The sequence below is a fragment of the Lutibacter holmesii genome (genome assembly GCF_042679665.1).
GTDB lineage: Bacteria > Bacteroidota > Bacteroidia > Flavobacteriales > Flavobacteriaceae > Lutibacter > Lutibacter holmesii.
This window is the reverse complement of the sequence record NZ_JBHTMV010000004.1, coordinates 408,906-434,068: the sequence shown is the minus strand read 5'-3', so window position 1 is coordinate 434,068 and position 25,163 is coordinate 408,906. Positions and strand designations below refer to the sequence as shown.

Here is a 25,163-nt window from a genome sequence, read left to right as displayed (position 1 = left end):
GTCGAAGTGATGGTTATGAGGTGGAATATTATAAAGTGTAATAAACTAAATTGTTATTGTTCTTTTCCATTGATGGAAAGAACCAAAAATCTAGGCTTATTTTAATTTCTTTGAATACGTTCAAATGTTTCACTATCGCATTCAGACCACTTCGTTCTTTGAATGCTTACCGTTTCACATTTTTTGTATTCCTACAGAAATGAAAAGTAGGCCGTTGTTTTTATCAAATTTTATTTGTTTAGGTCACTGAGCGGAGTCGAAGTGATGGTTGGAGGAGGAATATTATTAAGTGTAATAAATTGAATTGTTATTGTTCTTTTCCATTGATGAAAAGAACCAAAAATCTAGGCTTATTTTAATTTCTTTGAATACGTTCAAATGTTTCACTGTCGCATTCAGACCACTACGTTCTTCGAATGCTTACCGTTTTATATTTTTTGTATTCCTACAGAAATGAAAAGTAGGCCGTTGGTTATTTCATATGTTATTTTATATCGGTCACTGAGCGGAGTCGAAGTGATAATTCAGGATCTCATAATAATAAGTTTTTTTAGGTAGTTAAGCGTCAGCGTAGCTACTATTTATTAGTGTTATTTATAATTAATTTGAATTGTAAGACAGTATTTAATAATCGGTACTTTTATAGTAATTTAGTGCTATGAATAAAAGTAAAATCAAGCCCCTCTATTTTTTAATTTTTTGTTTAATTTCATGGACTGCAATTTCTCAAGAAGCAGTAAATTCAACAGAACTTACATCTAAAAAAGCATACGAATACTTTACAAAAGGTTACCATTTGGTTGTTGCTAATAAAAAAGACAGTGCTTACTTTTATTACAACAAGGCAAATGAAATTTATAGACATTTAAACGATAGTACTGGGATAGGGCAAACATTGGTTTTTTTAGCCATTGTAGAATCAGATTTAGGGGATTATACAAGTAGTGAAAGTACCGGAATTGAGGCTATAAAATATTTACCCAAAAACAACATAGATCATTTAACTTCGGTATATAATTGTTTAGCAATCTCATCGCGTAAACAACAAGATTATCACGAAGCTTTATATTGGTATAACAAAGCGTTGCAAATAACAAGCAATAACAATTTTAAAATTTTGTATTTGCAAAACAAAGCAAATGTGTACAGAGATTTAAAAGAATATAATAAAGCAATTGTTATTTTAGATAGTTTGCGTTCGCAAGAAATTGGAAATGCTAAAACAAATGCTCGAATTATAGATAATTTAGCTTATACAAAATGGCTCGGTGGCGATACTGCTGTTGTACCTGAGTTAAAGCGCGCTTTAAATATGAGAATCACCCAATCAGATACTTGGGGGCAAATTGCAAGTTATGCACACCTTTCAGATGTTTTTAAAAAAAATAATCCAACATTGGCGTTGAGCTATGCCAAAAAAATGTATGGAATGGCTATAAAATCTAATAGTCCGCAAGACCAATTAGAAGCATTAGAAAAAATTATTGCATTAGATACTTCACCAAACTTAAAAGGATTTTATACACGTTATGTTTACATAAATGATAGTTTAAATACCGCTAAAAACTATGCAAAGAACACCTATGCAAAGTTAAAATTTGATTCTGAACAAAATAGAGAAGAAAATTACAGATTAAAAATTAGTTCAGCTGAAAATGAACTGGCATTGCAAAAAGAACAAACTAGAAATACCATTGGCGCGGTTTCAATGGGGGCAATTTTAGTAATGCTTTTCATTTATGGGTATTTTAGAAAACAAAAACATCAACAAGAAAAAAGAGCTGAAGTATATCAAACCGAAACACGCATTGCCAAAAAAATACATGATGAAGTTGCCAATAATGTGGTAGATATTATGAATAAATTACAATATGTAAACACGCCAAAAGAAAATTTATTAGATGATTTAGAAAGTGTGTATTTGTTAACACGAGATATTTCACATCAGCATAAGGTAATTGAAACTGGAGCACATTTTGTGCAATCTTTAAAAAGTATGCTTGTCAACTTCAATGCTACTACCACTACCGTTATTTTAAAAAATTTAGAAGAAGTTGGTTTAGAAAAAATATCAGAAACCAAACAAATTGAAATTTATAGAGTTTTACAAGAGTTAATGGTAAATATGCAAAAATACAGTGCGGCTAAATTAGTAGCACTAACATTTGAAAAAAACCAAAAAGAATTTAAGATTCAATATGCTGATAATGGCGTAGGAGTGGACTTAGAAACGCTTGAAATAAAAAATGGGCTGTCAAATGTGGAAACCCGTATAAAATCCATTCAAGGGATGATTACTTTTACATCAGCTTTAAATAAAGGGTTTAAAGCATTGATAATTTTTAAAGAATAGAATGTTTAAAAAAGTATTGATAGCAGAGGATAAGGACTTTATTAATTTTGGAGTTCGTTCTGAATTAGAAAAAATTGGTGTGGCTGAAATTCAATATGTTCAATATTGTGATGAGGCTTTGTTAAAATTAAAAAGTGCCCAACTAAATAATGCTCCTTTTGATTTATTAATTAGTGATTTGTCATTTGACCAAGATCACAATACACAAAAAATTACTTCAGGTGATGCGCTTATAAAAGAAGTACGTTCAGCCTTTCCCGAATTAAAAATTGCTGTTTTTTCGGTGGAAGATAAGGCGTATACCATTCAAACGCTTTTCAATGAATACAAAATAAACGCTTATGTGTGGAAAGGTAGAGAAGGGTTAAGAGAATTGAAAAGAGCCATTCAATTGATAGAACAATCAAATCGTATTTATATTTCTCCTGAATTGTCTGGACATATTGCAACAGACAATGCTGTAGAAATTACCGCATATGATATTTTTTTGATTGAATGTTTATCGCAAGGGTTGTTACAAGGTCAAATAAGTGAAAAATTAAAAGAATTAGGTAAAAGTCCGTCTAGTGTTAGCGCCGTGGAGAAACGATTGAAATTTTTAAAAGAACATTTTAATGCAACCAATCCAGCGCATTTAGTGGCCATGTCTAAAGATTTAGGTCTTATTTAGAATTAGTAAAAATTTCTAATTTTATGGGTTTCCGTAAAATTTTATGTATGCGCTGCGTTACTTTTGTAATACACTTAGCGAGTTAAAGGGAAGTTGTAAATAGAAAAAGAGCATAATGCCTTACAAGAAATTGTAAGGTTTTTTGTTTTTTAAACTTTTTTATCTATCCACAACACTTCAAAAGCAATATGCTAGTAAGTTAAATATATTTTATAGATTTGAGACAACAAATCTATTCTATGCAAGCAACAATAACGCAACTTTCCGAAAAAAAACTAGTAGGCAACTCTTTAAAAATGTCTTTAAGTGCAGATAAAACGGCTGCGTTATGGAAAAGTTTTATGCCTTTGCAAAAATTAATAAAACACCGTGTAGATTCAAATCTAATAGCTATGCAGGTTTATAGCAAATCATTAATTTTTAAAGATTTTAATCCACAAACGGAGTTTACAAAATGCGCTATGGTCTCGGTTCATAAATTTGAAGATATACCAAAAGAACTAGAAACCCGTATTTTAGAAGGTGGTTTGTATGTTGTTTTTATACATAAAGGCGCCGCAAAAGATTTTCCTAAAACAGCAAACTATATTTTTAATGAATGGTTGCCAAATTCGGAATATGAGTTAGATCAACGTCCGCATTTTGAAGTTTTAGGAGCAAATTACAACCCAATGGATGCACAGGCTGAAGAAGAAGTTTGGATACCCATTAAACCAGTTGCTAGTCATTCCTAAACTAAATTTTAATCAAAAACTAAAAAAATGCATCTTCAACCTCTTAGAATAGAAGCCAGTTGGGAAGTAACTTATAATCAGCTGTATGAAGTTGATCCAATAGCTGGTAATGAACCGTATTTTGAAGGTTCTAGTTTGTTAATGTTACAAAACAATACTCGATTAAAATTAATTGATGTTCAATGGAGACCAGAGCAAGACCTGCAAGGTGCGTATCAACTACAGGTATTAAATTTTGTAGAAATTTTTAACTCCAAAACAAATGAATTTGATATTGAACCCAATTGGGAGCATCCATTTTTAACTTTTTCTACCAAGAGTCGCTTAAAACTTGTAGCTGAATTAGAAGAGCTTATGAGAACTTTACCTTGTTTCCAAGATCCTAGAATGACTATAAATAGAGGAGTAGTTGATGAAATTTCAGAAGCTTACCGTTTACAACTATTGGAAAATGGCATCTCAAATGAGTTGGTTGAAAAAGTAATTGCAAATGGCCAAGCGAACATTCAAAACTATATAGTAGACCAGCAGGCCGTAACACGTGAAATCATAGCGAAGTTTGCAGAAAATGGAATTTCAAAAAAAGTTAGAAATATAGCCCAACAAAAATTAAACAGTAAGCAGTTTAAAGTATAAAACTGCTTTAAGTAGTTTAGTAATCGCTAAAATAGGCTTAAATTTGAAAGCCTGCTTGTACTGTTTAACTCAAGTAATTTAAAATGAACTATACATCGTTTGAAACAGAAAGACTAATTTTAATGCCTACTACAGTGCGTGATGCTGCATTTGTATTGTCACTTTTAAATACACCCAAATGGCTTCAATATATTGGCGATAGAAATGTAAAAACAGTTGAAAGCGCCAAAGATTACATCAATGAAAAAATGATGCCGCAACTTGAAAGATTGGGTTTTTCAAATTATACATTAATTCGAAAACAAGATCAGCAAAAAATTGGTACTTGCGGTTTGTATGATAGGGAAGGTGTTGATGGATTTGATATTGGCTTTGCGTTTCTTCCTGAATTTGAAAATAAAGGTTATGGGTTTGAAGCTGCCAACAGACTTAAAGAAGCGGCATTTCAAGAGTTTGGCCTCACATCTTTACAAGCCATAACTAGTAAAGAAAATTTAGGCTCTCAAAAATTATTACAGAAATTGGGGCTACAACTTATAGGAACACTTCAGTTACCAAATGATCCTATCGTATTATTACAGTATAAAATTGAAAACAACAACGTAAAATAAACAAATAGAATGAAAGTTACTGCTGCAAAAAATGAAAAAGTGGCCAACATGATTGTGGCTTCTATTTATCCGTTATACCTAGACCGATTAGAGAAAAATGGAAGAACCAAAGAAGAACTAAATCAGGTAATCACCTGGCTTACCGGTTTTAATGATGCACAATTACAAACGTTACTTGATGAAAAAGTAACATTTGAAACATTTTTTCAAAAAGCACAATTACACCCTAATGCACCGCTAATTAAAGGAGTAATTTGTGGGTATAGAATTGAAGAAATACCTGATGAATTTGCTGTTTACCGCCAATGTAGGTATTTAGATAAGCTAGTTGATGAGTTGGCAAAAGGGCGTAAAATGGACAAAATTTTACGAGTAGCAAAACCATAAAACCATACCTAAATTTAGAATTATGAAAAAAATGCTTTTAATATTAGTAGTTTGTACGGTGTTTTCGTGTAAGTACAACAACCAAACAACTGCTAACAAATCGGTTCAATTAGATACCCTTCAAAAACAAGCAGCCATTGTTGAAGTTCAAGACTTAATTGTTAATTCATTTCAAGAAATATGGTCTAATTTAGATACAACCGCCATTCAAAAATACCACACCAAAGATTTTATTTTGCTTGAAAATGGTGCAGTGTGGAATAATGATACCATTGCCAACTATATGAACAAACAACGCGTTAAAATGGCGCAACAACAATTTCGTAGAAGCAATCGTTTTAATTTTATAAAGGCAGTACATAACAACGGTTCTATTTGGATTGCCTATGACAATTATGGAACTTTTATAAAAGGAACCGATACCTTACGTACTATACATTGGTTAGAAAGTGGTGTTGCTATCAAAGAAAACAATACTTGGAAGCTTCAGCAATTACATTCTACCTATGTAAATAGGAAATAACAGCGCAATCATTCAACAGTACTTACAAAGTATTTCAAAAAAGTAATCATCAATACAATGCAGACTATCTATTTTAAGGTGAACAAAAACATAAAAAGAAGTATTTGTATAGCTGTGTTGTTAGTGGTGCTTTTATTTGTTACAAATGCCCACGCCCAAGTAAAACTTTCAGCAAATGGTGCAGGCGAAACCTACGAATTAATCAATTCGGTACTCATAAATGAAAATAGGGTCGCAGTTGAAGTGCCAGATTGCAATCATCAAGATTTTGGAAGGCATATTTCAGAAGTATTTGATGCTACACTTCAAAAATATGTTTTTGAATTTGTACTACATATACAGCACGACAAGGATAGGTGCAAAAGATTTGATAGGCAAAGAAATGAAATTAAAGCAAACAATAAATCCAGTGCTGTTATTTTAGGTACAGTAGGTGAAACTATAAATTACCAATGGAAGTTTAAATTAGAAAAAGGGCTTCAAGTATCTTCAAGATATACCGATGTACATCAAATTACCTACAATAAAACTAGTGGAAACGAACCGCTTTTTGCATTTATAGCCAGAAAAAGAAATGGTAAAAAAAACTTTGAAATTGTTTATATAAATAACGATGAAAAAGAAGTTTTAGAAAGCGTAGCATTGTCAAAGATTACTGGTAAATGGATAGTTGCCAATGAAACAATTACGTATCAAAAAAATGGAAGCTATCAGTTAACCTTGCGCACGCTTGACGGAAAAACAATACTAAAGGTGCATAAAAAAAATATGCAAACGTGGTTCAATACCATGATTTATGCAAGACCCAAATGGGGTATTTATAGAAGTTTAAAAAAACAAGATGAACTAAGAGACGAAAAACTTTTGTTTGCTGATTTTGAAATAAATGATGTTACCAAACACTAAAAAGGTATTTGCACGCTTAAAATGTTTTTTTAGTACCTAATTTTCTTAAAGATAGAACACGTATAAATACAAGAGTAGTACTTTATTAATAGTTACATTACATTTCTATAAAAAATAGGGGTTACAAAAGGGTAACTTACTAATAATTATACCTAATTTTTTAATTAATAGTAAAATTAACTTATAGGTGATTTTTGTCATTCTTTTAACTTGTTTTGTTAGTTAAATTTGTGATATACTTTGGAAAAATTGCGAAATATCCAATATTGTAAAAATAACATATAGGTGGTATAGAGGTTACCACATTTAAATTTTACTTTTTTTATCAAAAATCTTGAAGATTTTAAAAATTGAAATAAATTCATTTTTGGGATTTTAAAGGGCGAAGCTGTATACAGTACTCAAATTTATTTATTAAAAAAATAGTATTTACGGGATTCCGTAAGGTTATAATGTTATTTTGTTGGAATTTTACTACATCAAATTTTATCAGTTAGAATTTAAAATAATGTAATTGTTAATGGCGAAGCCATGTCAAATTCTAATGATTTCAATCAGTTAAATTAAGTACAAATACCCTATTATACATTGCTATGTTTTGGTTTGTTTTAAGAGTAAAAAGAAGAAATGAAATTAAAATTGCGAGTCAGTTAGAAGCACTCGGATTTCAAATTTTTTGTCCTACAGTGACCACGGTAAAACAATGGTCAGATCGTAAAAAGAAAGTAATTGCCCCTTTAATAAATTCGTATCTCTTTATAAAAATACAAGAGAAGGATAGAGCAAAGGTTTTTGAGGTTCCTGGGGTATTAAAATACCTATTTTATTTAGGGAAACCTGCTAAAGTTCCCAACAAAGAAATTGAATTGTTGCAAGAGTATTTGGTAGATAGTTCCTTATCAGCGGCTATAGATCAAAAAAAAGAAGGTGATGCACATATCATTAGCAGCGGTCCTTTTAAAGGTAAAGAAGGAGTTATTCAAGAAGTAGGAAAAAACAGATTACAAGTATTATTGCTAGAGCTAGGGGTAAAGGTTACCCTTACAAAAGTGGCTTAAGCAAGTATTAAAAATAAATTTAAAATTAAACATTCGTAAAGTTAGTTTATTGGCTATCACTTCTCCCCACAAATTTGTTGAACCATCGCAAGAGCATCTGGAAACAGGTATCTTACATTTAAACGACGTTCCTAACTTGGGCATTGTATTATGTAATCCAACTGGGAAAATTATGGATGTAAATATAACTTTTTGTGAAGTATTGGGTATTTCACAAAAAGTTATTATTGGCGAGCAATTAGGATCTAAAGCCTGTGCAACAATGGGCTTAGATCAAGTTGCACCGTGTTTTTACAATTTTATTAAAACACCTTCCAAAACCACCAAATCTCATGTGTATTTAAACAACAAAACTTCGCTTTTTTTTGAAATTACCATCAAATTGGTATCAAGTGAGCATATTGTATTGTTTTTTAAAAAAATAGAAGGTACTGCAGCAACTAAACCATTGCTTCAAGAAGAAATTATAGCCTTAGAAGCGCTGAATGAAGATAAAAATAGGTTTTTAGCCATTTTAGCGCACGATTTAAAAAATGCTTTGAGCACTATTTTAGGCTTTTCGCAACTGCTAAAAGAAAATTATAAAGCACAGCAATTTGAAAAAATAGGACAGTATATTTCTTATATTCAAAACAATGCACAAAGTACCTATAAATTATTAGAAGACACTTTGGTTTGGACAGGTTCTCAATCGGGGAAATTTAAAATAAACAAACAGTCGTATGTTTTAAATGAGTTGTTATTAGAAGTGTTGGCAGAGTTTAAACCTATAGTAACATTTAAACAAATTGGCATTCGGTTTGATCAAACTGCAGCAGTACGTGCCACGTGCGATGCCAGTATTTTTAAAATTATTTTAAGAAACTTAATTTCAAACGCCATTAAATTCTCCAATAAAAAGGGTGAAATACATATACAATTCAACATTTTAGCAAACCAAGTACATATTTCGGTAAAAGATGCTGGCATAGGAATGTCTCCTCAATTGGCAAATAGTTTGTTTAAAAATGGTACGCTTAACAGTGAAAATGGTACAGCGCAAGAAAAAGGAACAGGCATAGGGTTAGCCATTACCAAAGAATTGATTGAAAAACAAGACGGAAATATTACAGTAACATCTCAGTTAGGAAAAGGCAGTACGTTTGTATGTACGTTGCCACAATAATTAACAACACACCACACACAACTTTAAGTATAAAAAGAAGGCCTAAAAACACTAGCGTAGTTTGTAGGTATAGTACACAAAAAACTCATAGAGTTAGCAATATATAGAAGTAAGAGGTTGCTTCTACCAATAAAAAAAAGAGTATTCATTGAAAAAGCATGCATCGTATGGAAAACGTAAAAAAAGTAGTTCGCGTAGTATTAATTTTTGCTGTAGCCTTAGGTTCTTTGGCAATGGTAGGTTTTGTAATGTTTCCATAACACAAAATTTAAAATAAGCATTTAAATAGGGTACAACACTACACAAAAAAATGAAAAAAAGTTCCATTTTGGTAACAGGAGGCGCTAGCTTTGTAGGCGCTAAGCTATGTGAAGCTCTGTTGCAATTAAAATACACCGTGGTTTGTTTAGATAATTTTTCTACTGGTAAAATGGATGCCATTAAACATTTAGTGCCCAATCCAAATTTTAAGTTGATTGGTGGAGACATTCGAAACGAAGAAGATTGCAAAAAAGCCTGTAAACATATTGATCTAGTTGTACATCAGGCGGTATTAAACCAGGCCACCAGCAAAATTACCAATGCCGTTGCTGTGCACACCGTAAATACTATTGGTTTTGTAAATATAATAACGGCAGCACAAAATGCCCATGTTAAAGGTGTAATGTACTGTAATAAAAACCAACATACAAGCAGCCAACAACCATTAGAAACAGCGTACAATAGTTTTGAAATTGCCGCTATTACAAATAAGTTATATGTACAATTATTTGAGCAAACGTACCATTTACCTATTCAAGAAATAACACCACAGCACATTTCAAAAACAGCCACAAAAGAAGCAAATGCTATAGGTGTACAAACCTATGTAAAAGCCATTACGCAACTTTGTAAGGCAAGCTGTAAATTGGTGTAAAAATAGGTGTTACCACCCTGTAATGTATGGTATATTTAACCACCATACACGTATTAAAGCAAAAAATATAATGTCTAAATTACTATTTGAAGAAGAAACATTTAAGGTGATAGGCGCCTGTATCAATGTACATAAAAAATTGGGAAGTGGTTTTTCTGAAACCGTGTACCAGCAAGCAATAGAAAAAGAATTTTTACAAGCAAATATTCCTTTTGAACAACAAAAAGAAGTACCTATTTATTATAACGGCGAACCTTTAAATGAGTTTTTTACAGTAGATTTTTTATGCTATAACCATGTACTGTTAGACATTAAATCTGTGCGGGGCATACAAGAGCATATGACCCAGCAGGTACTCAACTATTTAAAATCTTCTCACATAGAAATTGGGATGCTCATAAATTTTGGAGAGCAAAGTCTCAAGTGGAAACGCTTGGTAAACACCATTTCAATAAATAAGTAACAAGCACCACAACTATCCGTGTCATTTTTTAACAATATCCGTGTCATCAACAACAAATCAGTGTAATTTAAGTATATCCGTGAAATTTATCCTATGTCATATCATACTTCCGTTTATATAACGCACCATACACTTATGGTGAATATAGTGGGTTGTATTTCTAACGCCCATATAAGCAACAGCAGGTGGATAGCTATTACTAGCTGGTTTTTACAAAACACCCGCGTTGCCATTAAATTACCAACTAGTTTTTTGAAAACAGTGCCCGTTTGGCAACAATGTATTTTGTTGTGCAGTTATGGCTATGCCTTGGGAAAAATTGAAAAGAGAAATTGAAATGAAAATATTAGTAACTGGAGCGGCAGGATTTATTGGCTTTCATTTGGTAAAATCATTGTTATGTAAAGGATATCAAGTTGTAGGTATTGATAATATCAATGCGTATTACGATGTGAATTTGAAATATGCTCGATTAAAAGAGCTTGGCATAGCTAAAGAAGATGCAGAAATATTTTTAAACCATGCAAACGGAGAGTGTCACCAAAAGCAATTTACTTTTGTTAGAATAAATTTAGAGGATAGAGAAGAGTTACCAAAACTCTTCCAAAAGTATCAGTTTGATATAGTATGTAATTTAGCTGCACAGGCAGGAGTACGCTATAGTATTGAAAACCCTGAAACTTATATTGATAGCAATATAGTAGGATACTTAAACCTGTTAGAATGTTGTAGACATTATACTATAAAACATTTGTTGTACGCAAGTAGTTCAAGTGTGTATGGTGAAAACAAAAAAGTACCATTTTCAGCTACGGATACTGTAGATCATCCTATTAGCTTGTATGCTGCGACCAAAAAAAGCAATGAATTAATGGCTTATACATACAGTCACTTGTATGGAATTCCAACCACAGGCTTGCGTTTTTTTACAGTTTACGGACCTTGGGGTAGACCAGATATGGCAATTTATTTATTTGCAGATGCTATTGCAAAAAACAAGCCAATTCAAGTTTTCAATGAAGGACGTATGAGTAGAGATTTTACTTATATAGATGATATTGTGACAGGTATAGAGTTATTGTTGAATAAACCACCTGTACATAAAAATAATAAAGCAGCTCATAAAATTATGAATATTGGAAATGGAAACCCTAAATCTTTGGGGGCGTTTATCAATGCTATTGAGTATAGTATGGGTGTAAAAGCGATTAAAGAATTTCTTCCAATGCAACCAGGAGATGTGCTACAAACTTGGGCTGATGTTTCTGAAATAGAAGCATTGGGCTATAAAAGCAAAACAAATATTGATGCGGGTGTTGAACAATTTGTTGAATGGTTTAAGAAATATAATAATTAAAAATAATTGAAATGAAAAATATATTAATCACTGGAGGCGCTGGTTTTATTGGGTGTCATGTTGTAAAATTGTTTGTGCAAAACTATCCAGATTATCAAATTATAAATATAGATAATTTGACTTATGCAGGGAATTTGGAAAACCTTACAGCTATTGAAAATGCGCCAAACTATACCTTTATAAAAGCTGATATTTGTGATCAACAAAAATTGAAAGAAATTTTTGAAACCTACCAAATTCAGGCAGTTGTACATTTAGCTGCAGAATCTCATGTAGATCGTTCCATTACAAATCCATTTGAATTTGCCAATACCAATATTATGGGGACATTAACGTTGTTAAACCAGGCAAAAATTAGTTGGTGCTCAAATTTTGAAGACAAATTATTCTATCATATTTCAACTGATGAGGTATATGGTTCATTGGGTGATGAAGGTTTTTTCTTAGAAGATACTCCTTATGATCCAAAATCACCCTATTCTGCAGCAAAAGCAAGTTCCGATCATTTTGTACGTGCTTATCACAATACTTTTGGCTTGCCTGTTGTAATTACTAATTGTTCTAACAATTACGGCCCTAATCAATTTCCTGAAAAATTAATCCCACTTTTTATCAATAATATTAAAAATAGTAAGGCATTGCCGGTATATGGAAAAGGTTTAAATATTCGCGACTGGCTGTATGTTGAAGATCACGCACGCGCCATTGATATTGTATTTCATAAAGGAAAAATAGGAGATACGTATAATATTGGTGGATTTAATGAATGGACAAATATTGATTTAATTAAAGTGATTTGCAAAGTAATGGATGTTAAATTAAGAAGAGCTGAAGGTACTTCAGAAAAGCTGATAACCTATGTAACAGATAGAGCTGGTCATGACAAACGTTATGCTATTGATGCTACAAAGTTAAAAGATGAATTGGGTTGGGAACCATCATTGCAATTTGAAGAAGGTATTCACAAAACAATAGATTGGTATTTAAATAATGAAGAGTGGATGCAGCGCATTGTGAATGGTGCTTATCAGGAATATTATAACACACAATACAATAGATAACAAAAAGCATTGTCATTACGAAGTATGGGTTACCAACGTAATCTGAATCAAATGAAACAGATTGCATAGGTTTTTCAAAACTACACAATGACAAAAAATAATTAAGAACATATGAAAGGAATTATTTTAGCAGGAGGCTCTGGAACACGTTTATATCCGCTAACCAAAGGAACATCCAAACAGTTATTACCTATCCATGATAAACCAATGATTTATTATCCATTATCAGTACTAATGCTAGCGGGTATTAAAGAAGTCTTGATTATATCTACACCCATTGATTTACCACGTTTTAAGCAATTGTTAGGAGATGGAAGTGACATTGGAATGCAATTGTGTTATAAAGAACAACCTTCACCAGACGGATTGGCGCAAGCTTTTATTATAGGTGAAGATTTTATAGGTACTGATGATGTATGTTTGGTATTGGGCGATAATATTTTTTATGGATATGGTTTTTCTAAAATATTAGCCAATGCGGTACAAACGGTAAAAGAGAAAGAAAAAGCAACTGTTTTTGGATATTATGTAAAAGATCCTGATCGGTATGGTGTTGTAGAATTTGATGACCATGGAAATGCCTTGAGTATTGAAGAAAAGCCAGCAGTGCCAAAAAGTAATTTTGCCGTGGTTGGTTTATATTTTTATCCAAATAGTGTAATTGAAATAGCCAAAAATGTAGTGCCAAGTTATCGAGGTGAATTGGAAATCACTTCAGTAAATCAAGCATATTTAACACAAAATAATTTAAAAGTAGCAGTAATGGGAAGGGGTTTTGCGTGGCTAGATACAGGTACGCATGAAAGTTTATTAGAGGCTTCAAACTATATACAAGCTATTGAAAACAGACAAGGATTAAAAGTTGCTTGTTTAGAAGAAATAGCCTATCAAAAAGGATATATTAACAAAGAACAATTAATGGTATTGGCCGAGCCTTTAAAAAAGAATGGGTACGGACAGTATTTATTAGAAATAGCAAAAGAAAAAGAAGCAGATGCAGTTTACTAGAACGGCCATTCATGATGTGGTAATATGCGAACCAACAGTTCGTGGAGATGAAAGAGGGTATTTTGTAGAAACCTTTCGTCAAGATAAATTAAATGCGTTTTTAGGACGTACCATTGAGTTTTGTCAAGACAATGAATCAAAATCTACCTATGGTGTATTAAGAGGGTTACATTACCAACTAGCACCGCACGGGCAAAGCAAATTGGTTCGTGTTATTAAAGGAAAGGTGTTAGATGTGGCGGTAGATATACGTAAAGGTTCCCCAACCTTTGGACAACATGTGGCGGTAGAATTAACCGAGACCAATAAAAAACAATTGTTTATTCCTAAAGGGTTTGCACACGGATTTGTAGTGCTAAGTAAAGAAGCAGTGTTTGCATATAAAGTAGATGCTTATTACAGTCCTGAATGTGATAGAGGTATTGCATTTAATGATCCTGCATTTGCCATAGATTGGAAACTTCCTAAAAACCACCTGCAATTATCGCCAAAAGATATACAACAACCTTTACTTAAAGATGCCGAGTATTTTGAATATGAAATGGATTTGTATCAATAAGTAGAGTTATTTTTTTAATCTAAATATGGGTTGATTACTGTGTAGTTTAATAAATGCGTTAAAAGTTTTTGAAGCCTTGTAGAAAATTTAGCATGTATTAAACGATTTAAATTTTTGATAAAAAGATAAAAACACCGCGTAAAAGTCTCCTTTTTTTGGTTCGATTTTTTAGAGAAGTATAAAAATGAACAAATTAAATAAAGACTCTTATTACAAGCAAGTTCTTAAGTGCAAAAAAGAGAAAAGAACAATGAATAACATATTAGTAACAGGTTCTAACGGACAATTAGGCTCAGAGCTTAGAGATCTAGCTCCCAAACACCCAAACTACAATTTCATTTTTACCGATATTGAAGAATTGGATATTTGCAATCATACAGCAGTAGCTAATTTTATTAAAGGAAATCACATTAATACCATTATCAATTGTGCAGCCTATACGGCTGTAGACAAAGCAGAAGAAAAAGTTGAAATTGCTGAAAACATAAACCATTTGGCAGTAGCTAATTTTGCACAACTAGCCAAAGAGCACCATATAAAACTGATTCATATCTCTACCGATTATGTGTTTGATGGTACAAATCACAAACCTTATGTTGAGAGCGATGTGCCTAACCCACAATCTGTATATGGAAAAACAAAATTGGCAGGGGAGCAGGCTATGCAAACAATAAACCCAGCCAATTCAATTATTATTAGAACCTCGTGGGTCTATTCTAGGTTTGGAAACAATTTTGTAAAAACTATGCTGAGTTTGGGGAAAGAACGTGATACTTTAAATGTAGTGGCTGACCAAATTGGAACACCAACCAATGCGGCAGATTTGGCACAAGCAATAGTAACTATCATGCCAAAAATAGAAAATACAATTGTAGAATTATTTCATTATTCTAACGAAGGCATATGTAGCTGGTTTGATTTTGCACAAGCTATTTTTGAAATAGAAGGTATCGCTATAAAAGTGAATCCTATTGAAAGTTCACAATACCCAACACCTGCTAAAAGGCCGTTTTATAGTGTGTTGAATAAAAAAAGCATAAAAGAAAAATATTTATTGGAAATTCCTTATTGGAAAGTAGCTATTGTAAAATGTTTAAAATTATTATGAATATTTTAAAAAAAATATGGAAGCAAAGGTCCATTGTAAGGTCGTTACCATATACGGTATACTTCAATTTTTATTATTTACCATTTAAGCAGGCTATTAAGCTCCCAATTTTCCTGTATAAACCTGAATTATTAAAAGTAGAAGGAAAAGTTAAATTAGATGCTGCTGAAGTAAAAACAGGAATGATTCGCTTGGGGTTTAGAACAGTTTCTTTATACCCAAATTCAGGAATTAGGTGGGAAAACCATGGGGGAACCGTTGTTTTTAGAGGTAAATGTATTGTAGGGAATGACTCAGCTATTTCTATTGGGGTAAATGGAAATGTTGACTTTGGTAATAACTTTTTAGTATCAGCAAATTTGAAATTAACATCATATTGTTCAGTAACATTTGGAGATAATGTAAGATTAGCGTGGGAAGTAATTATTATGGATACATCATTTCATAAATTAAAAGATTTAGAAGGGAAATTAAAAGGAAAAACATTAGATCCAATTATTATTGGAAATAATAATTGGATTCCGACTAGGTGTATAGTAATGAAAGGGACAAAAACACCTGATTTTTGTATTTTTGGTGCAGGTTCTTATTTAAATAAAGACTACTCAAATTACCCATCTCATATTCTGCTCGCTGGTAGCCCTTTAGAAATTAAGGCGGAAGGAATTTGGCGTGATAGAACTGATGATTCAATTTTTTAAGAATTAACATTTAACACAAATGATTTATATAAAATATAGGTATTTTATAAATTATAAAGATTAAGAATGGGGATTAAAAAAAACTTTGCATATAACAGTGTTTTAACGGTTTCTAATTTTATTTTTCCTTTATTAGTTTTCCCCTATGTAACACGTGTATTGGGAGTTTCAAATATTGGACTATGTAATTTTATTGATAGTATAATTAACTATTTCATACTTTTTTCTATGTTAGGTATAAGTATCACAGGTATACGTGAAGTAGCGAAAAACAAAATAAATATTGAAAAACTTAAGAAAACATTTTCAAGTCTTTTTTTGTTAAATATTATCAGCACATTAGTAATGTTACTAATCTTAATAGTAGCTACTATTTTTGTTCCTAAATTATTTGAGAATAAGGAAATGATGCTTTTAGGAGGTATAAAATTAATCTTTAATTTATTTCTGATTGAATGGTTTTTTAAAGGTTTAGAAGATTTTAAATATATTACCATTCGTTCAGTAATAGTAAAATTGATTTTTGTTATTTCAGTTTTTATCTTTGTAAGAAGGCAAAATGATGTACAGGTTTATTATTTACTTATAGTAGGTATGGTTGTTTTAAATGCATTTATTAATTGGAATTACCGTAAACGGTTTATATCTTTTAGTTTTAAGAATATCTCTTTTATAACTTATATTAAATCATATTTTGCAATGGGTTCATATATGGTTTTAACATCTATGTATACTTCTTTTAATGTAGCATACTTAGGTTTTGTTGCTGGGGATATAGAGGTTGGATATTACACTACGGCGACAAAATTATATGGAGTTTTACTAGCTTTTTTTACCGCTTTTACTGCTGTAATGTTACCTCGGATGAGCGCATTAGTTGCAGAAGGAAAGATCGATGAAGTAAAACGATTAACAGCTAGATCTTACGATGCGTTAATAGCTTTTAGTATACCAATTATTACTATATCAACAATATTTGCACCACAAATTATTAGATTGATAGCAGGGCCTGGATATGAAGGTGCAATTTTACCAATGCGAATTGTAATGCCGTTAATATTAATTATAGGTATTGAGCAAATATTAATAATTCAGTTATTAATGCCGTTAAAAAAAGATAATATTATTTTGATTAATTCTTTTATTGGTGCTAGTGTTGGGACATTATTAAATATTTTGTTAGTGACTTCTTTAAAAAGTGTTGGCTCTTCTATCGTATGGGTATGTGCAGAAATTAGTGTGCTTATTGTAGCTCAATATTTTGTTAAAAAGACATTGAACATTAATTTCCCTTTAAAGCAAATTTTATTAAATATTCTTTATGCATTGCCAATTGTATTTATTTTTATGTATTTAAATACATTTAGTTTACCAAGTGTGCTGATTTTAATTATTGCAGGTGTTACCGGTCCCTTATATTTTGTTTTATTGCAAATTTTCATTATTAAAAACGAATTGATTTTAGGTGTGTTATTAAAATTTGGTATTAAATAACAACTAAAATAAAGAACTTCTCAATATTGGTATTTTAGGAATTTAAAAATAACGATTGAATATTTAAATACTTTTCGCTAAGATAAAATTTATAGGATTATTTGTGATAATTAAAAATAAAATGAGATTTAGAAGTTTAATTAATATAATTATTCTGCATTAATAAAAAAAACATGAAAACTATAGGAATAGTAATCCTCAACTACAATAATTATTCAGATACTATAAACTGCATTAAGTCGGTTTATAAATTTTGCTCAAGCGAAGAGTTGACTTTAGTTATTGTTGATAATGGTTCTAATAATAATTCTATTGTTGAAATTTCTTCATTTTTAAAACAATGTGGCAGAAGTTATGAAATTACTGAATCTAATATTATAATAAAAAAAACAACTTCAGAAATTATTCTAATTAAATCTAATGAAAACTTGGGATATGCTAGAGGTAATAACTTAGGAATCCGATTTCTTATTCAACAAAAAGTTGAACATATTTTAGTGTTAAATAATGATATATTATTAACAAATAATCTAATAAAACCTTTAATTAATAGTTTAAACTTGAACCCTACTGTAGGTTTGATAAGTCCAATTTTAATGAAAGATGATACCAATATAGATTATAATTGTTGTAGAAATAACCCAACAGATAATATATTAATTAGTGAAAGTATAAAATTTTTAAAAATACCAATGCTAAATGAAATTATAGCTAAAAAGTATTTTCTAAAAAGTAATCCAGAGTTAATACTTCAAGAAATGATTAAATGCGATATAATTTCAGGAGCTTGTATATTGGCTAAAACAAGTACTTGGGAGCAGTTAAATGGGTTCGATGAAAATACGTTTCTATATTATGAAGAAAATATTTTATACGAAAAATTAAAGAAATTAAATTTAAAAATGGCATTATTAACTTGTGTTAGTGCAATTCATTTAGGAGCTAAGTCTACTAAGGTAGTTCAAAACACCAAATTACTAAGTATAGAGCTTGAAAGTTTATTGTATTATCTTGAGAATTATCGAAAAATTAATCGCTTTAAAATTATACTAATTCAGTTTTTTAGATTGTTTCAAATTCATATACTAAATACCTATAACCTTGTTAAAAAATAACATGGATAATATATTTATATGGGCTTTGTAAGTTTGTTTTTATTCTTAATAGGTTTAGTTTCTTTTTTAACTAAAAAAAAGCATATAACGCTAATTACAATTCTTATTTTAGCAAGTAGTTATTTTAGACTTGTCCCTGGTTATTTTTTACTAGGTTCACTATCATTACAACATGGAGATTTAGCCTTATTGTTAATTTTTATTTTAATACCAATTAATTTTAAAGGTGTAAATTCTGAGTTAAAAGGAATTGAAAAAGGATTGTTATTATTTCTTGTTTTTTTAGCAATTAGTATAATATATGACTTCTCATTTAGGGGTACTTCATTATTGCAAATATTTAGGACAACACGTAAAATAGGGTATCTCATGTTTTTCTTTTTGTTAGGATCTTTTAATTGGCGTGATTATAAAAAATTATTTGTTTTTTTAGTCTTAGTAACGTTATTACATGCTACTTTTTATATTTCACAATACATTTTTGGATATTCTTATACACCTTCTTTAGATATTTTAAAAGTTACAATGGTAAATGAATTGGGTAGTGCTAGATATACAAATGGACCGACCTATATTATTCCAATATTAGTAATCTGTATTTTTACTTTTTTTAGGACAAATATCAAAATGTATCTTGTTGTTTTATTAGTTGTATCAGTTATTTTGGGTCAATCAAGAGGTGCTATTATTTCAGTATTTAGTATTTTGATTTTGTACTTGTATTTACAAAATAAAATAAAAATGGCTACCTTGATTTTATTACCAATTTTGAGTTTTATTGTTTACACATTGTTATTAATCTATTTCCCTGTTATAAATGAAAGATTTATTCATTTGTTTAATGAAATTAATTTAATTGGAGATATGGATTATAATAATCTAAACTCTTTTTATCATGAAGGTTCTTTTATTTTTAGGTTTGGAGTAACATATGAAAGATTTATATATGTTTTAGAAGATCCAATAAGAATATTACTTGGTGTTGGTTATGTTCCTGATATAGATATTACACACCCCATATTTACTATTGGAACTATTTCACCAATGCTTCCAACAGGCTTTGAACAATACAATTCTGTAGATATATTTTTTCCAAATATAATTACACGTTATGGCCTTGTTGGAAGTATCATTTACTTGTATTTAATTATAACAATAATTGTATTTAGTTATAAAAACAAGGTATTACTTTGGGGAAAAATATTATTTACTTATTTGTGCTCATTAATTTTTATTTCGCTCATCAATGAGACATTTTATAATGGGATTTACTTCATTATTATTTTTATTTTTTTAGGGATGATTTTAAATGAAAAAAAAATTATGAGGATTGCAAGAATAAAATCTCTTGTTATTTAACAAATGAGAAGAGTTTAAAATTAGATATTAAAAATTAGATAAATGAATTTATTGTATGATATTTCTGCCATACAGCCGAACTTGGATGGTAAGTACCATGGAGGAGGTAAATATGGCAAAATTGTTTTTTTTAAATTAGTAGAAATGTCAATAAATAGTAATTTAAAATTATTTGCACTATTTGATGATAGCAAATTTTTAGAAAAGGATATTATGGACTTAATTTCTATAAATAATATTATAAAAATTGATTTAAATAAAGTTTTAATTGATGATATAGTTTCTATATATAACATTGATAAATTTTATACAGCATTACCATATAATTTTAAAAATTTATCTAAAATTAATTGTAAAATTATTGGTGCAATACACGGTTTAAGAGGTTTGGAAATGGAACTTAATTGGCACTCTTTATTATATGTACGTGGTAAATTACGTTTTAAAAATATAATTAAAATTTTATTAAAAAATAAAGTAAAAAAAAGACAGTTAATACACTTTAAAAACCTTTTTAATTTGCAGAATATTAATTTGTATGCAGTTTCTAATCATACTAAATATAGTATAAAAACATTTGTCCCTAATATTAATATAGATAAACTAAAGGTGTTTTATAGCCCTGATGTTACCACAACTTATAAAAAAAAAAATAATATAAATGGTAATTATTTTTTATTGGTAAGTGGTAATAGGTGGTTAAAAAATAATTTAAGGGCAGCAAAAGCTATTGATGCTATTATTAGTGAAAACTCTAAGTTAAATTACAAAGTAATTATTACAGGAGTAACCAATAAAAAAGTGTACTTAAAACATATTGTAAATAAAGAAAGTTTTATTTTAAAAAAATATGTAGCTGAGGAAGAGTTGTTTAATTTATATGCGCACGCTTATGCGTTTATATACCCAACGTTAAATGAAGGATTTGGGTATCCACCTCTTGAGGCAATGCGTTTCGGAGTTCCGGTGGTAACAACAGCTTTTAGTTCAATACCTGAAATTTGTAGTAATGCTGTTTTATATGCAAACCCATATTCTGTTAGTGAAATAAAAAATAGAATTTTGAATTTAATATTTAATAACAATCTTTATAAACAATTGCAGCAAAACGGAATTTCCAGATTTGAAACTGTTAGAAAAAAACAAAGAGAAGATTTAGATGAGCTAATAAGCTTTATTTTATCTTGATATGAATATTTAATTAATTACTGTTTTTATTTGATATCTAGTTTAGAGCACTTTATTGTTAATATTATTGAGAATTTAAAATTTGTTTAGGTTAAATTATATTTTAATTACTTAAAATTACCTTCAAAAACTTTATAAACTATTCTTAAAAAATTATCAATAGAATAGTTACGAAATGCTTAGAATTAAAAACACAGTTTAAATTTACTATTCTTTTTTCAATTGAGAATTATTCTATAGATATTACGTGTAAGAGCACTTAAAATGTACAATAAATTAAAAAGTAAAATTTGAAAAAAATACTATTCATAACAAATTCATATCCAACAAAAAATAATCCTGATTATGGCATTTTCACAAAAGAACAAATAGATAGGGTTTTAAAAAATGGAGTTAATGGAGATGTATTATTTATTAATACAAAAGAAAAAGGCTTAAAGGAATATATTAAAGCTTTTTTATTTGTACAGAAGAAATATAAACAATACGATTTAATTCATTGTTTTCATGGACTATGTTTAGTCCTTGCATATATAGCAACTTCCAAAAAAAAGATATTGGTGTCTTTTTTGAATTCTATTGAAAACGAAAGTTTATTAAATAACAAACTTTTAAATAATGTTTTTGTGTGGTTATATAAATATATAGCCAAAAAGAGAAGAGTGTTTAAAATTTTTAAAGATAAAATTCCTGAAAATAAGAAAATCGCAGCAAGATCATTTTATCTACCTAACGGTGTAGATTTAAAATATTTTAATGAGATTTCTAGAGTTGAATCTTGTGAAAAGTTATGTTTAGATTTAGAATGTAATTATATATTGTTTGTGGCTTCTAAAAACATAAACAGGTTACAAAAAAGATATGATATATATTTAGAAGTAATAACTTATTTAAAGGAGAACTATTCAGAATATAATTTTAAAGAATTGATTTTATCCAGGCAGCCTCGCGAAATTTGTTCATTGTATTATAATTCAGCATCTGTTTGTTTGATGACTTCTGATTTTGAGGGGTCCCCAAACTCTATTAAGGAAGCTATGGCTTGTAATACTCCCATTGTGTCAACAAATGTTGGAAATGTTGAACTAATGATTTCAGGAATAAATAATTCATTTATTTCGAGTACAAATTCTCCAATTGAGCTAGGTGATTTAATAGTGAAGTCCATTAATTCGGAATCCTATAACCTTAGAGAAGAAGTTAAAATAAGAAAATTAACAGTAGAATGTAAGACTGAAGAACTTATTAATATATATCAAGAGGTATTAGATGGAAAATAGGGAAGTACTTAAAAAAAATTATTCTTTAAAAAGAGTATTTAGAAAAGCTATTATGTTTATTGCTAGTAAGTTTCCTTTTATGCCCGGAAATTTAAGAGCTCGTTTATTTAAAATGGCAGGGGTCAAATTTACAAATGTAAAAACTAATTTTATTGGATATAATGTTTATTTCGATGATTTAAATCCTGAGTTAATTACTGTTGGTGAAAATACTATAATTACGGAAGGAACTAAAATTCTTTCTCATTTTTTGGATGTATCATATGATGATTTTGATCATCAATATTTGGGGAATGTATTTATAGATTGTAACGTTTTTATAGGTATGAATACGGTTATTACTAAGCCCATAAGTATTGGTAAAGGAGCTATTATTGGAGCAAATTCAGTCGTAACAATGGATATAAAACCTTATACCATAAATGGAGGTGTTCCTGCAAAATTTATAAAGGAACGAAAAATTTATAAAAAATAAATAATATATATATGAAAAAAAGAATTTATATCGCAGGATGCGGTGGAATGTTAGGTGAAGCATTTTACACACAGTTTAAAGATGAATATGAAATTAAATGTACAGATAAAGACGTAAATGAAGAATGGTTATCATTTCTTGATTTTCGAGATTTTGAAGCATATAAAAAAGAAATAGAAGAATTTAAACCAGATTATTTGTTTCATTTAGGTGCATATACAGATTTAGAGTTTTGTGAAGAAAATATGGACGATACGTATGCAACAAATACATTAGCTGTTGAAAATGCTGTGTATTTAGCAAATAGTATAGATATTCCGTTATTATATATTAGTACGGCAGGTATATTTGATGGTAAAAAAGATTTATACGATGATTGGGATATGCCAAATCCATTAGGAGCTTATGCTCGTGCAAAATATATGGGAGAACGTTTTGTTTGTGAAAATGCAAACAGATTTTTAGTATGTCGCGCGGGTTGGATGATGGGTTCAGGGCCTAAAAAGGATAAAAAGTTTATCCAAAAGTTAATGAAACAATTGAAAGATGGAAATAGAGAATTATTTATTGTAAATGATAAAGATGGTACTCCAACATATACACATGATTTTGCTAAAACTGTAAAAGAACTTGTTGAAAAAGAATATTGGGGTTTATATAATTGTGTGTGTGGTGGACAGACAAGTCGTTTTGAAGTAGCTAAAGAACTAGTTAAATTAGTAGGTAAACAAGATGAAGTTAAAATAACTTCTGTTAGTTCTGATTATTTTAAAGATGTTTATTATGCTGAACGCCCTCCATCAGAAAGGCTTTTAACTAAAAAATTAGAGCTTAGAGGTGTAAATAAAATGCGTGATTGGAAAATATCTTTAAAAGAATATATTGATAATTATTATCAGGACTATTTATAATGGATAAAAAAAAGAAAGTTGCTATAATTGGTTCTGTTGGTTTACCTGCTAATTATGGAGGGTTTGAAACAATGGTTAATTATTTAACCATTGAAAAAAATGAAATTATAGATTTTACTGTATTTTGTCAAGCCACTCCTAAAAATAAACAGTTAAAAACTTATAATGGATGTAAGTTAAAGTATTTGCCTTTTAAAGCAAATGGAGGTCAGAGTATTATTTATGATATTACCGCTATTATTTTAAGTTGGTTCAAGTATGATGCTATTTTAATTTTAGGTACTCCAGGTTGCGTGATTTTACCTTTTTTAAATTTCTTTAAAAAAACCAAAACCATTGTGAATTTTGGAGGCTTAGAATGGAAAAGAAACAAATGGGGTAGGTTTATACAATGGTACTTAAAGTTTACTGAAAAAACTGCTATTTCTAGTGCGACAGTTGTTGTAGCAGATAATCAGTATTTTTGTAATTATATAAAAAAAACTTATAATAAAGAAAGTTTTTTAATAGAGTATGGGGGCGATCATACAACACTTCAAAAAAAGAATAAAGAGCTTTTAAAAAAATACCCATTTTTAAATGACAAATATGATGTTAGTATTTCAAGAGCACAAGTAGATAATAATTTACATGTAGTAATTGAAGCGTATATTAAATTACCAACTAGAAATTTAGTATTAGTTTCAAATTACGATAAGTTTGAATATGGTAGAGAGTTAAAAGTAAAGTATTCTCATTACCCTAATATTTATTTACAAGATGCAGTTTACAATTTGAAAGAGGTTGATACAATAAGAAGCAACGCAGATGTTTATATTCATAGTCATACGTATTGTGGTACAGCTCCTTCATTGGTTGAAGCAATGCATTTGAATTTGCCAATTATAGCATTTAATATGCCAACAAATCATAATACTACTGAAGAAAAAGCACTGTATTTTTCAACTGTTGATGAACTCTTTAATATTGTAAATAATCTTAATTCAATAGAAGAGTTTGAATTGTCTAAAAGTATGAAAGAGATTGCGTTAAGGCGTTATACTTGGAGTCGCATAAGCAATTTATATGCTTCACATTTTTAGAGTTTATATTTTATTTGTTAGATAAGTGGTGAATAGTAATTAT

Annotated in this window: 26 protein-coding genes; all 26 read left to right on the top strand. The window is 29.7% G+C overall.

Features of this window, described 5'->3' with window-relative positions; translation table 11 throughout:
• The first annotated feature begins 658 nt into the window (after nt 1–658).
• The 26 genes from ACFQ5N_RS10220 (at nt 659) to ACFQ5N_RS10095 (ending at nt 25,120) form a co-directional block, all read left to right on the top strand.
• On the top strand, nt 659–2,353 hold the full coding sequence (locus tag ACFQ5N_RS10220) for a tetratricopeptide repeat-containing sensor histidine kinase (RefSeq protein WP_386809401.1): 1,695 nt from the start codon (nt 659–661) through the stop codon (nt 2,351–2,353).
• A 1-nt stretch (nt 2,354) separates the two neighbouring features.
• Complete coding sequence (locus ACFQ5N_RS10215) at nt 2,355–3,023, top strand: response regulator (RefSeq protein WP_386809400.1); 669 nt, start codon at nt 2,355–2,357, stop codon at nt 3,021–3,023.
• A gap of 239 nt (nt 3,024–3,262) precedes the next feature.
• The gene (locus ACFQ5N_RS10210; RefSeq protein WP_386809399.1) at nt 3,263–3,757 is read left to right on the top strand and encodes a GyrI-like domain-containing protein; all 495 of its coding nucleotides are present in this window, start codon (nt 3,263–3,265) and stop codon (nt 3,755–3,757) included.
• A 27-nt stretch (nt 3,758–3,784) separates the two neighbouring features.
• Entirely contained in the window at nt 3,785–4,393 is a 609-nt protein-coding gene (locus ACFQ5N_RS10205; protein WP_386809398.1) for a hypothetical protein, read from the top strand.
• Between the two features lie 83 nt (nt 4,394–4,476).
• Nucleotides 4,477–5,004: a GNAT family N-acetyltransferase gene (locus ACFQ5N_RS10200; RefSeq protein ID WP_386809397.1), complete on the top strand. Its 528-nt coding sequence runs from the start codon at nt 4,477–4,479 to the stop codon at nt 5,002–5,004.
• A gap of 9 nt (nt 5,005–5,013) precedes the next feature.
• The gene (locus ACFQ5N_RS10195; RefSeq protein ID WP_386809396.1) at nt 5,014–5,391 is read left to right on the top strand and encodes a DUF2200 domain-containing protein; all 378 of its coding nucleotides are present in this window, start codon (nt 5,014–5,016) and stop codon (nt 5,389–5,391) included.
• Nucleotides 5,392–5,413: 22 nt separating this feature from the next.
• Nucleotides 5,414–5,914, top strand: coding sequence for a hypothetical protein (locus ACFQ5N_RS10190; protein ID WP_386809395.1), 501 nt, complete (start codon nt 5,414–5,416; stop codon nt 5,912–5,914).
• A 57-nt stretch (nt 5,915–5,971) separates the two neighbouring features.
• A complete protein-coding gene (locus tag ACFQ5N_RS10185) occupies nt 5,972–6,820 on the top strand; it encodes a heparin lyase I family protein (RefSeq protein WP_386809394.1) in 849 nt (282 codons plus the stop codon).
• Between the two features lie 593 nt (nt 6,821–7,413).
• Nucleotides 7,414–7,878 carry a UpxY family transcription antiterminator gene (locus ACFQ5N_RS10180; RefSeq protein ID WP_386809393.1) on the top strand — a complete coding sequence of 155 codons (465 nt, stop codon included), beginning with the start codon at nt 7,414–7,416 and terminating at the stop codon, nt 7,876–7,878.
• 172 nt (nt 7,879–8,050) lie between these two features.
• A complete protein-coding gene (locus ACFQ5N_RS10175) occupies nt 8,051–9,043 on the top strand; it encodes a sensor histidine kinase (RefSeq protein WP_386809392.1) in 993 nt (330 codons plus the stop codon).
• Nucleotides 9,044–9,353: 310 nt separating this feature from the next.
• A complete protein-coding gene (locus ACFQ5N_RS10170) occupies nt 9,354–9,959 on the top strand; it encodes an NAD-dependent epimerase/dehydratase family protein (protein ID WP_386809391.1) in 606 nt (201 codons plus the stop codon).
• 70 nt (nt 9,960–10,029) lie between these two features.
• Nucleotides 10,030–10,422 carry a GxxExxY protein gene (locus tag ACFQ5N_RS10165; protein ID WP_386809390.1) on the top strand — a complete coding sequence of 131 codons (393 nt, stop codon included), beginning with the start codon at nt 10,030–10,032 and terminating at the stop codon, nt 10,420–10,422.
• Nucleotides 10,423–10,759: 337 nt separating this feature from the next.
• Nucleotides 10,760–11,779 (top strand): NAD-dependent epimerase, encoded by a 1,020-nt coding sequence (locus ACFQ5N_RS10160; RefSeq protein ID WP_386809389.1) that lies wholly within the window; start codon nt 10,760–10,762, stop codon nt 11,777–11,779.
• A gap of 11 nt (nt 11,780–11,790) precedes the next feature.
• Nucleotides 11,791–12,840: a dTDP-glucose 4,6-dehydratase gene (gene rfbB, locus ACFQ5N_RS10155; RefSeq protein WP_386809388.1), complete on the top strand. Its 1,050-nt coding sequence runs from the start codon at nt 11,791–11,793 to the stop codon at nt 12,838–12,840.
• Between the two features lie 111 nt (nt 12,841–12,951).
• The gene (gene rfbA, locus ACFQ5N_RS10150) at nt 12,952–13,848 is read left to right on the top strand and encodes a glucose-1-phosphate thymidylyltransferase RfbA (protein ID WP_386809387.1); all 897 of its coding nucleotides are present in this window, start codon (nt 12,952–12,954) and stop codon (nt 13,846–13,848) included.
• Complete coding sequence (gene rfbC / locus ACFQ5N_RS10145) at nt 13,835–14,407, top strand: dTDP-4-dehydrorhamnose 3,5-epimerase (RefSeq protein WP_386809386.1); 573 nt, start codon at nt 13,835–13,837, stop codon at nt 14,405–14,407. Before rfbA ends, rfbC begins: the two co-directional genes overlap by 14 nt.
• Before the next feature lie 250 nt (nt 14,408–14,657).
• Entirely contained in the window at nt 14,658–15,515 is an 858-nt protein-coding gene (gene rfbD / locus ACFQ5N_RS10140) for a dTDP-4-dehydrorhamnose reductase (RefSeq protein WP_386809385.1), read from the top strand.
• The gene (locus ACFQ5N_RS10135) at nt 15,512–16,216 is read left to right on the top strand and encodes a hypothetical protein (protein ID WP_386809384.1); all 705 of its coding nucleotides are present in this window, start codon (nt 15,512–15,514) and stop codon (nt 16,214–16,216) included. Before rfbD ends, ACFQ5N_RS10135 begins: the two co-directional genes overlap by 4 nt.
• A 66-nt stretch (nt 16,217–16,282) precedes the next feature.
• Nucleotides 16,283–17,710 carry an oligosaccharide flippase family protein gene (locus ACFQ5N_RS10130; protein ID WP_386809383.1) on the top strand — a complete coding sequence of 476 codons (1,428 nt, stop codon included), beginning with the start codon at nt 16,283–16,285 and terminating at the stop codon, nt 17,708–17,710.
• Nucleotides 17,711–17,883: 173 nt separating this feature from the next.
• A complete protein-coding gene (locus ACFQ5N_RS10125) occupies nt 17,884–18,825 on the top strand; it encodes a glycosyltransferase (RefSeq protein WP_386809382.1) in 942 nt (313 codons plus the stop codon).
• Between the two features lie 18 nt (nt 18,826–18,843).
• Complete coding sequence (locus ACFQ5N_RS10120) at nt 18,844–20,184, top strand: O-antigen ligase family protein (RefSeq protein WP_386809381.1); 1,341 nt, start codon at nt 18,844–18,846, stop codon at nt 20,182–20,184.
• A gap of 42 nt (nt 20,185–20,226) precedes the next feature.
• Nucleotides 20,227–21,372 (top strand): glycosyltransferase, encoded by a 1,146-nt coding sequence (locus ACFQ5N_RS10115; protein ID WP_386809380.1) that lies wholly within the window; start codon nt 20,227–20,229, stop codon nt 21,370–21,372.
• A gap of 290 nt (nt 21,373–21,662) precedes the next feature.
• Entirely contained in the window at nt 21,663–22,652 is a 990-nt protein-coding gene (locus ACFQ5N_RS10110) for a glycosyltransferase (RefSeq protein ID WP_386809379.1), read from the top strand.
• On the top strand, nt 22,642–23,127 hold the full coding sequence (locus ACFQ5N_RS10105) for an acyltransferase (protein WP_386809378.1): 486 nt from the start codon (nt 22,642–22,644) through the stop codon (nt 23,125–23,127). Before ACFQ5N_RS10110 ends, ACFQ5N_RS10105 begins: the two co-directional genes overlap by 11 nt.
• Nucleotides 23,128–23,138: 11 nt before the next feature.
• Nucleotides 23,139–24,038 (top strand): SDR family oxidoreductase, encoded by a 900-nt coding sequence (locus ACFQ5N_RS10100; protein WP_386809377.1) that lies wholly within the window; start codon nt 23,139–23,141, stop codon nt 24,036–24,038.
• On the top strand, nt 24,038–25,120 hold the full coding sequence (locus tag ACFQ5N_RS10095) for a DUF1972 domain-containing protein (protein WP_386809376.1): 1,083 nt from the start codon (nt 24,038–24,040) through the stop codon (nt 25,118–25,120). Before ACFQ5N_RS10100 ends, ACFQ5N_RS10095 begins: the two co-directional genes overlap by 1 nt.
• Nucleotides 25,121–25,163: the final 43 nt, after the last annotated feature.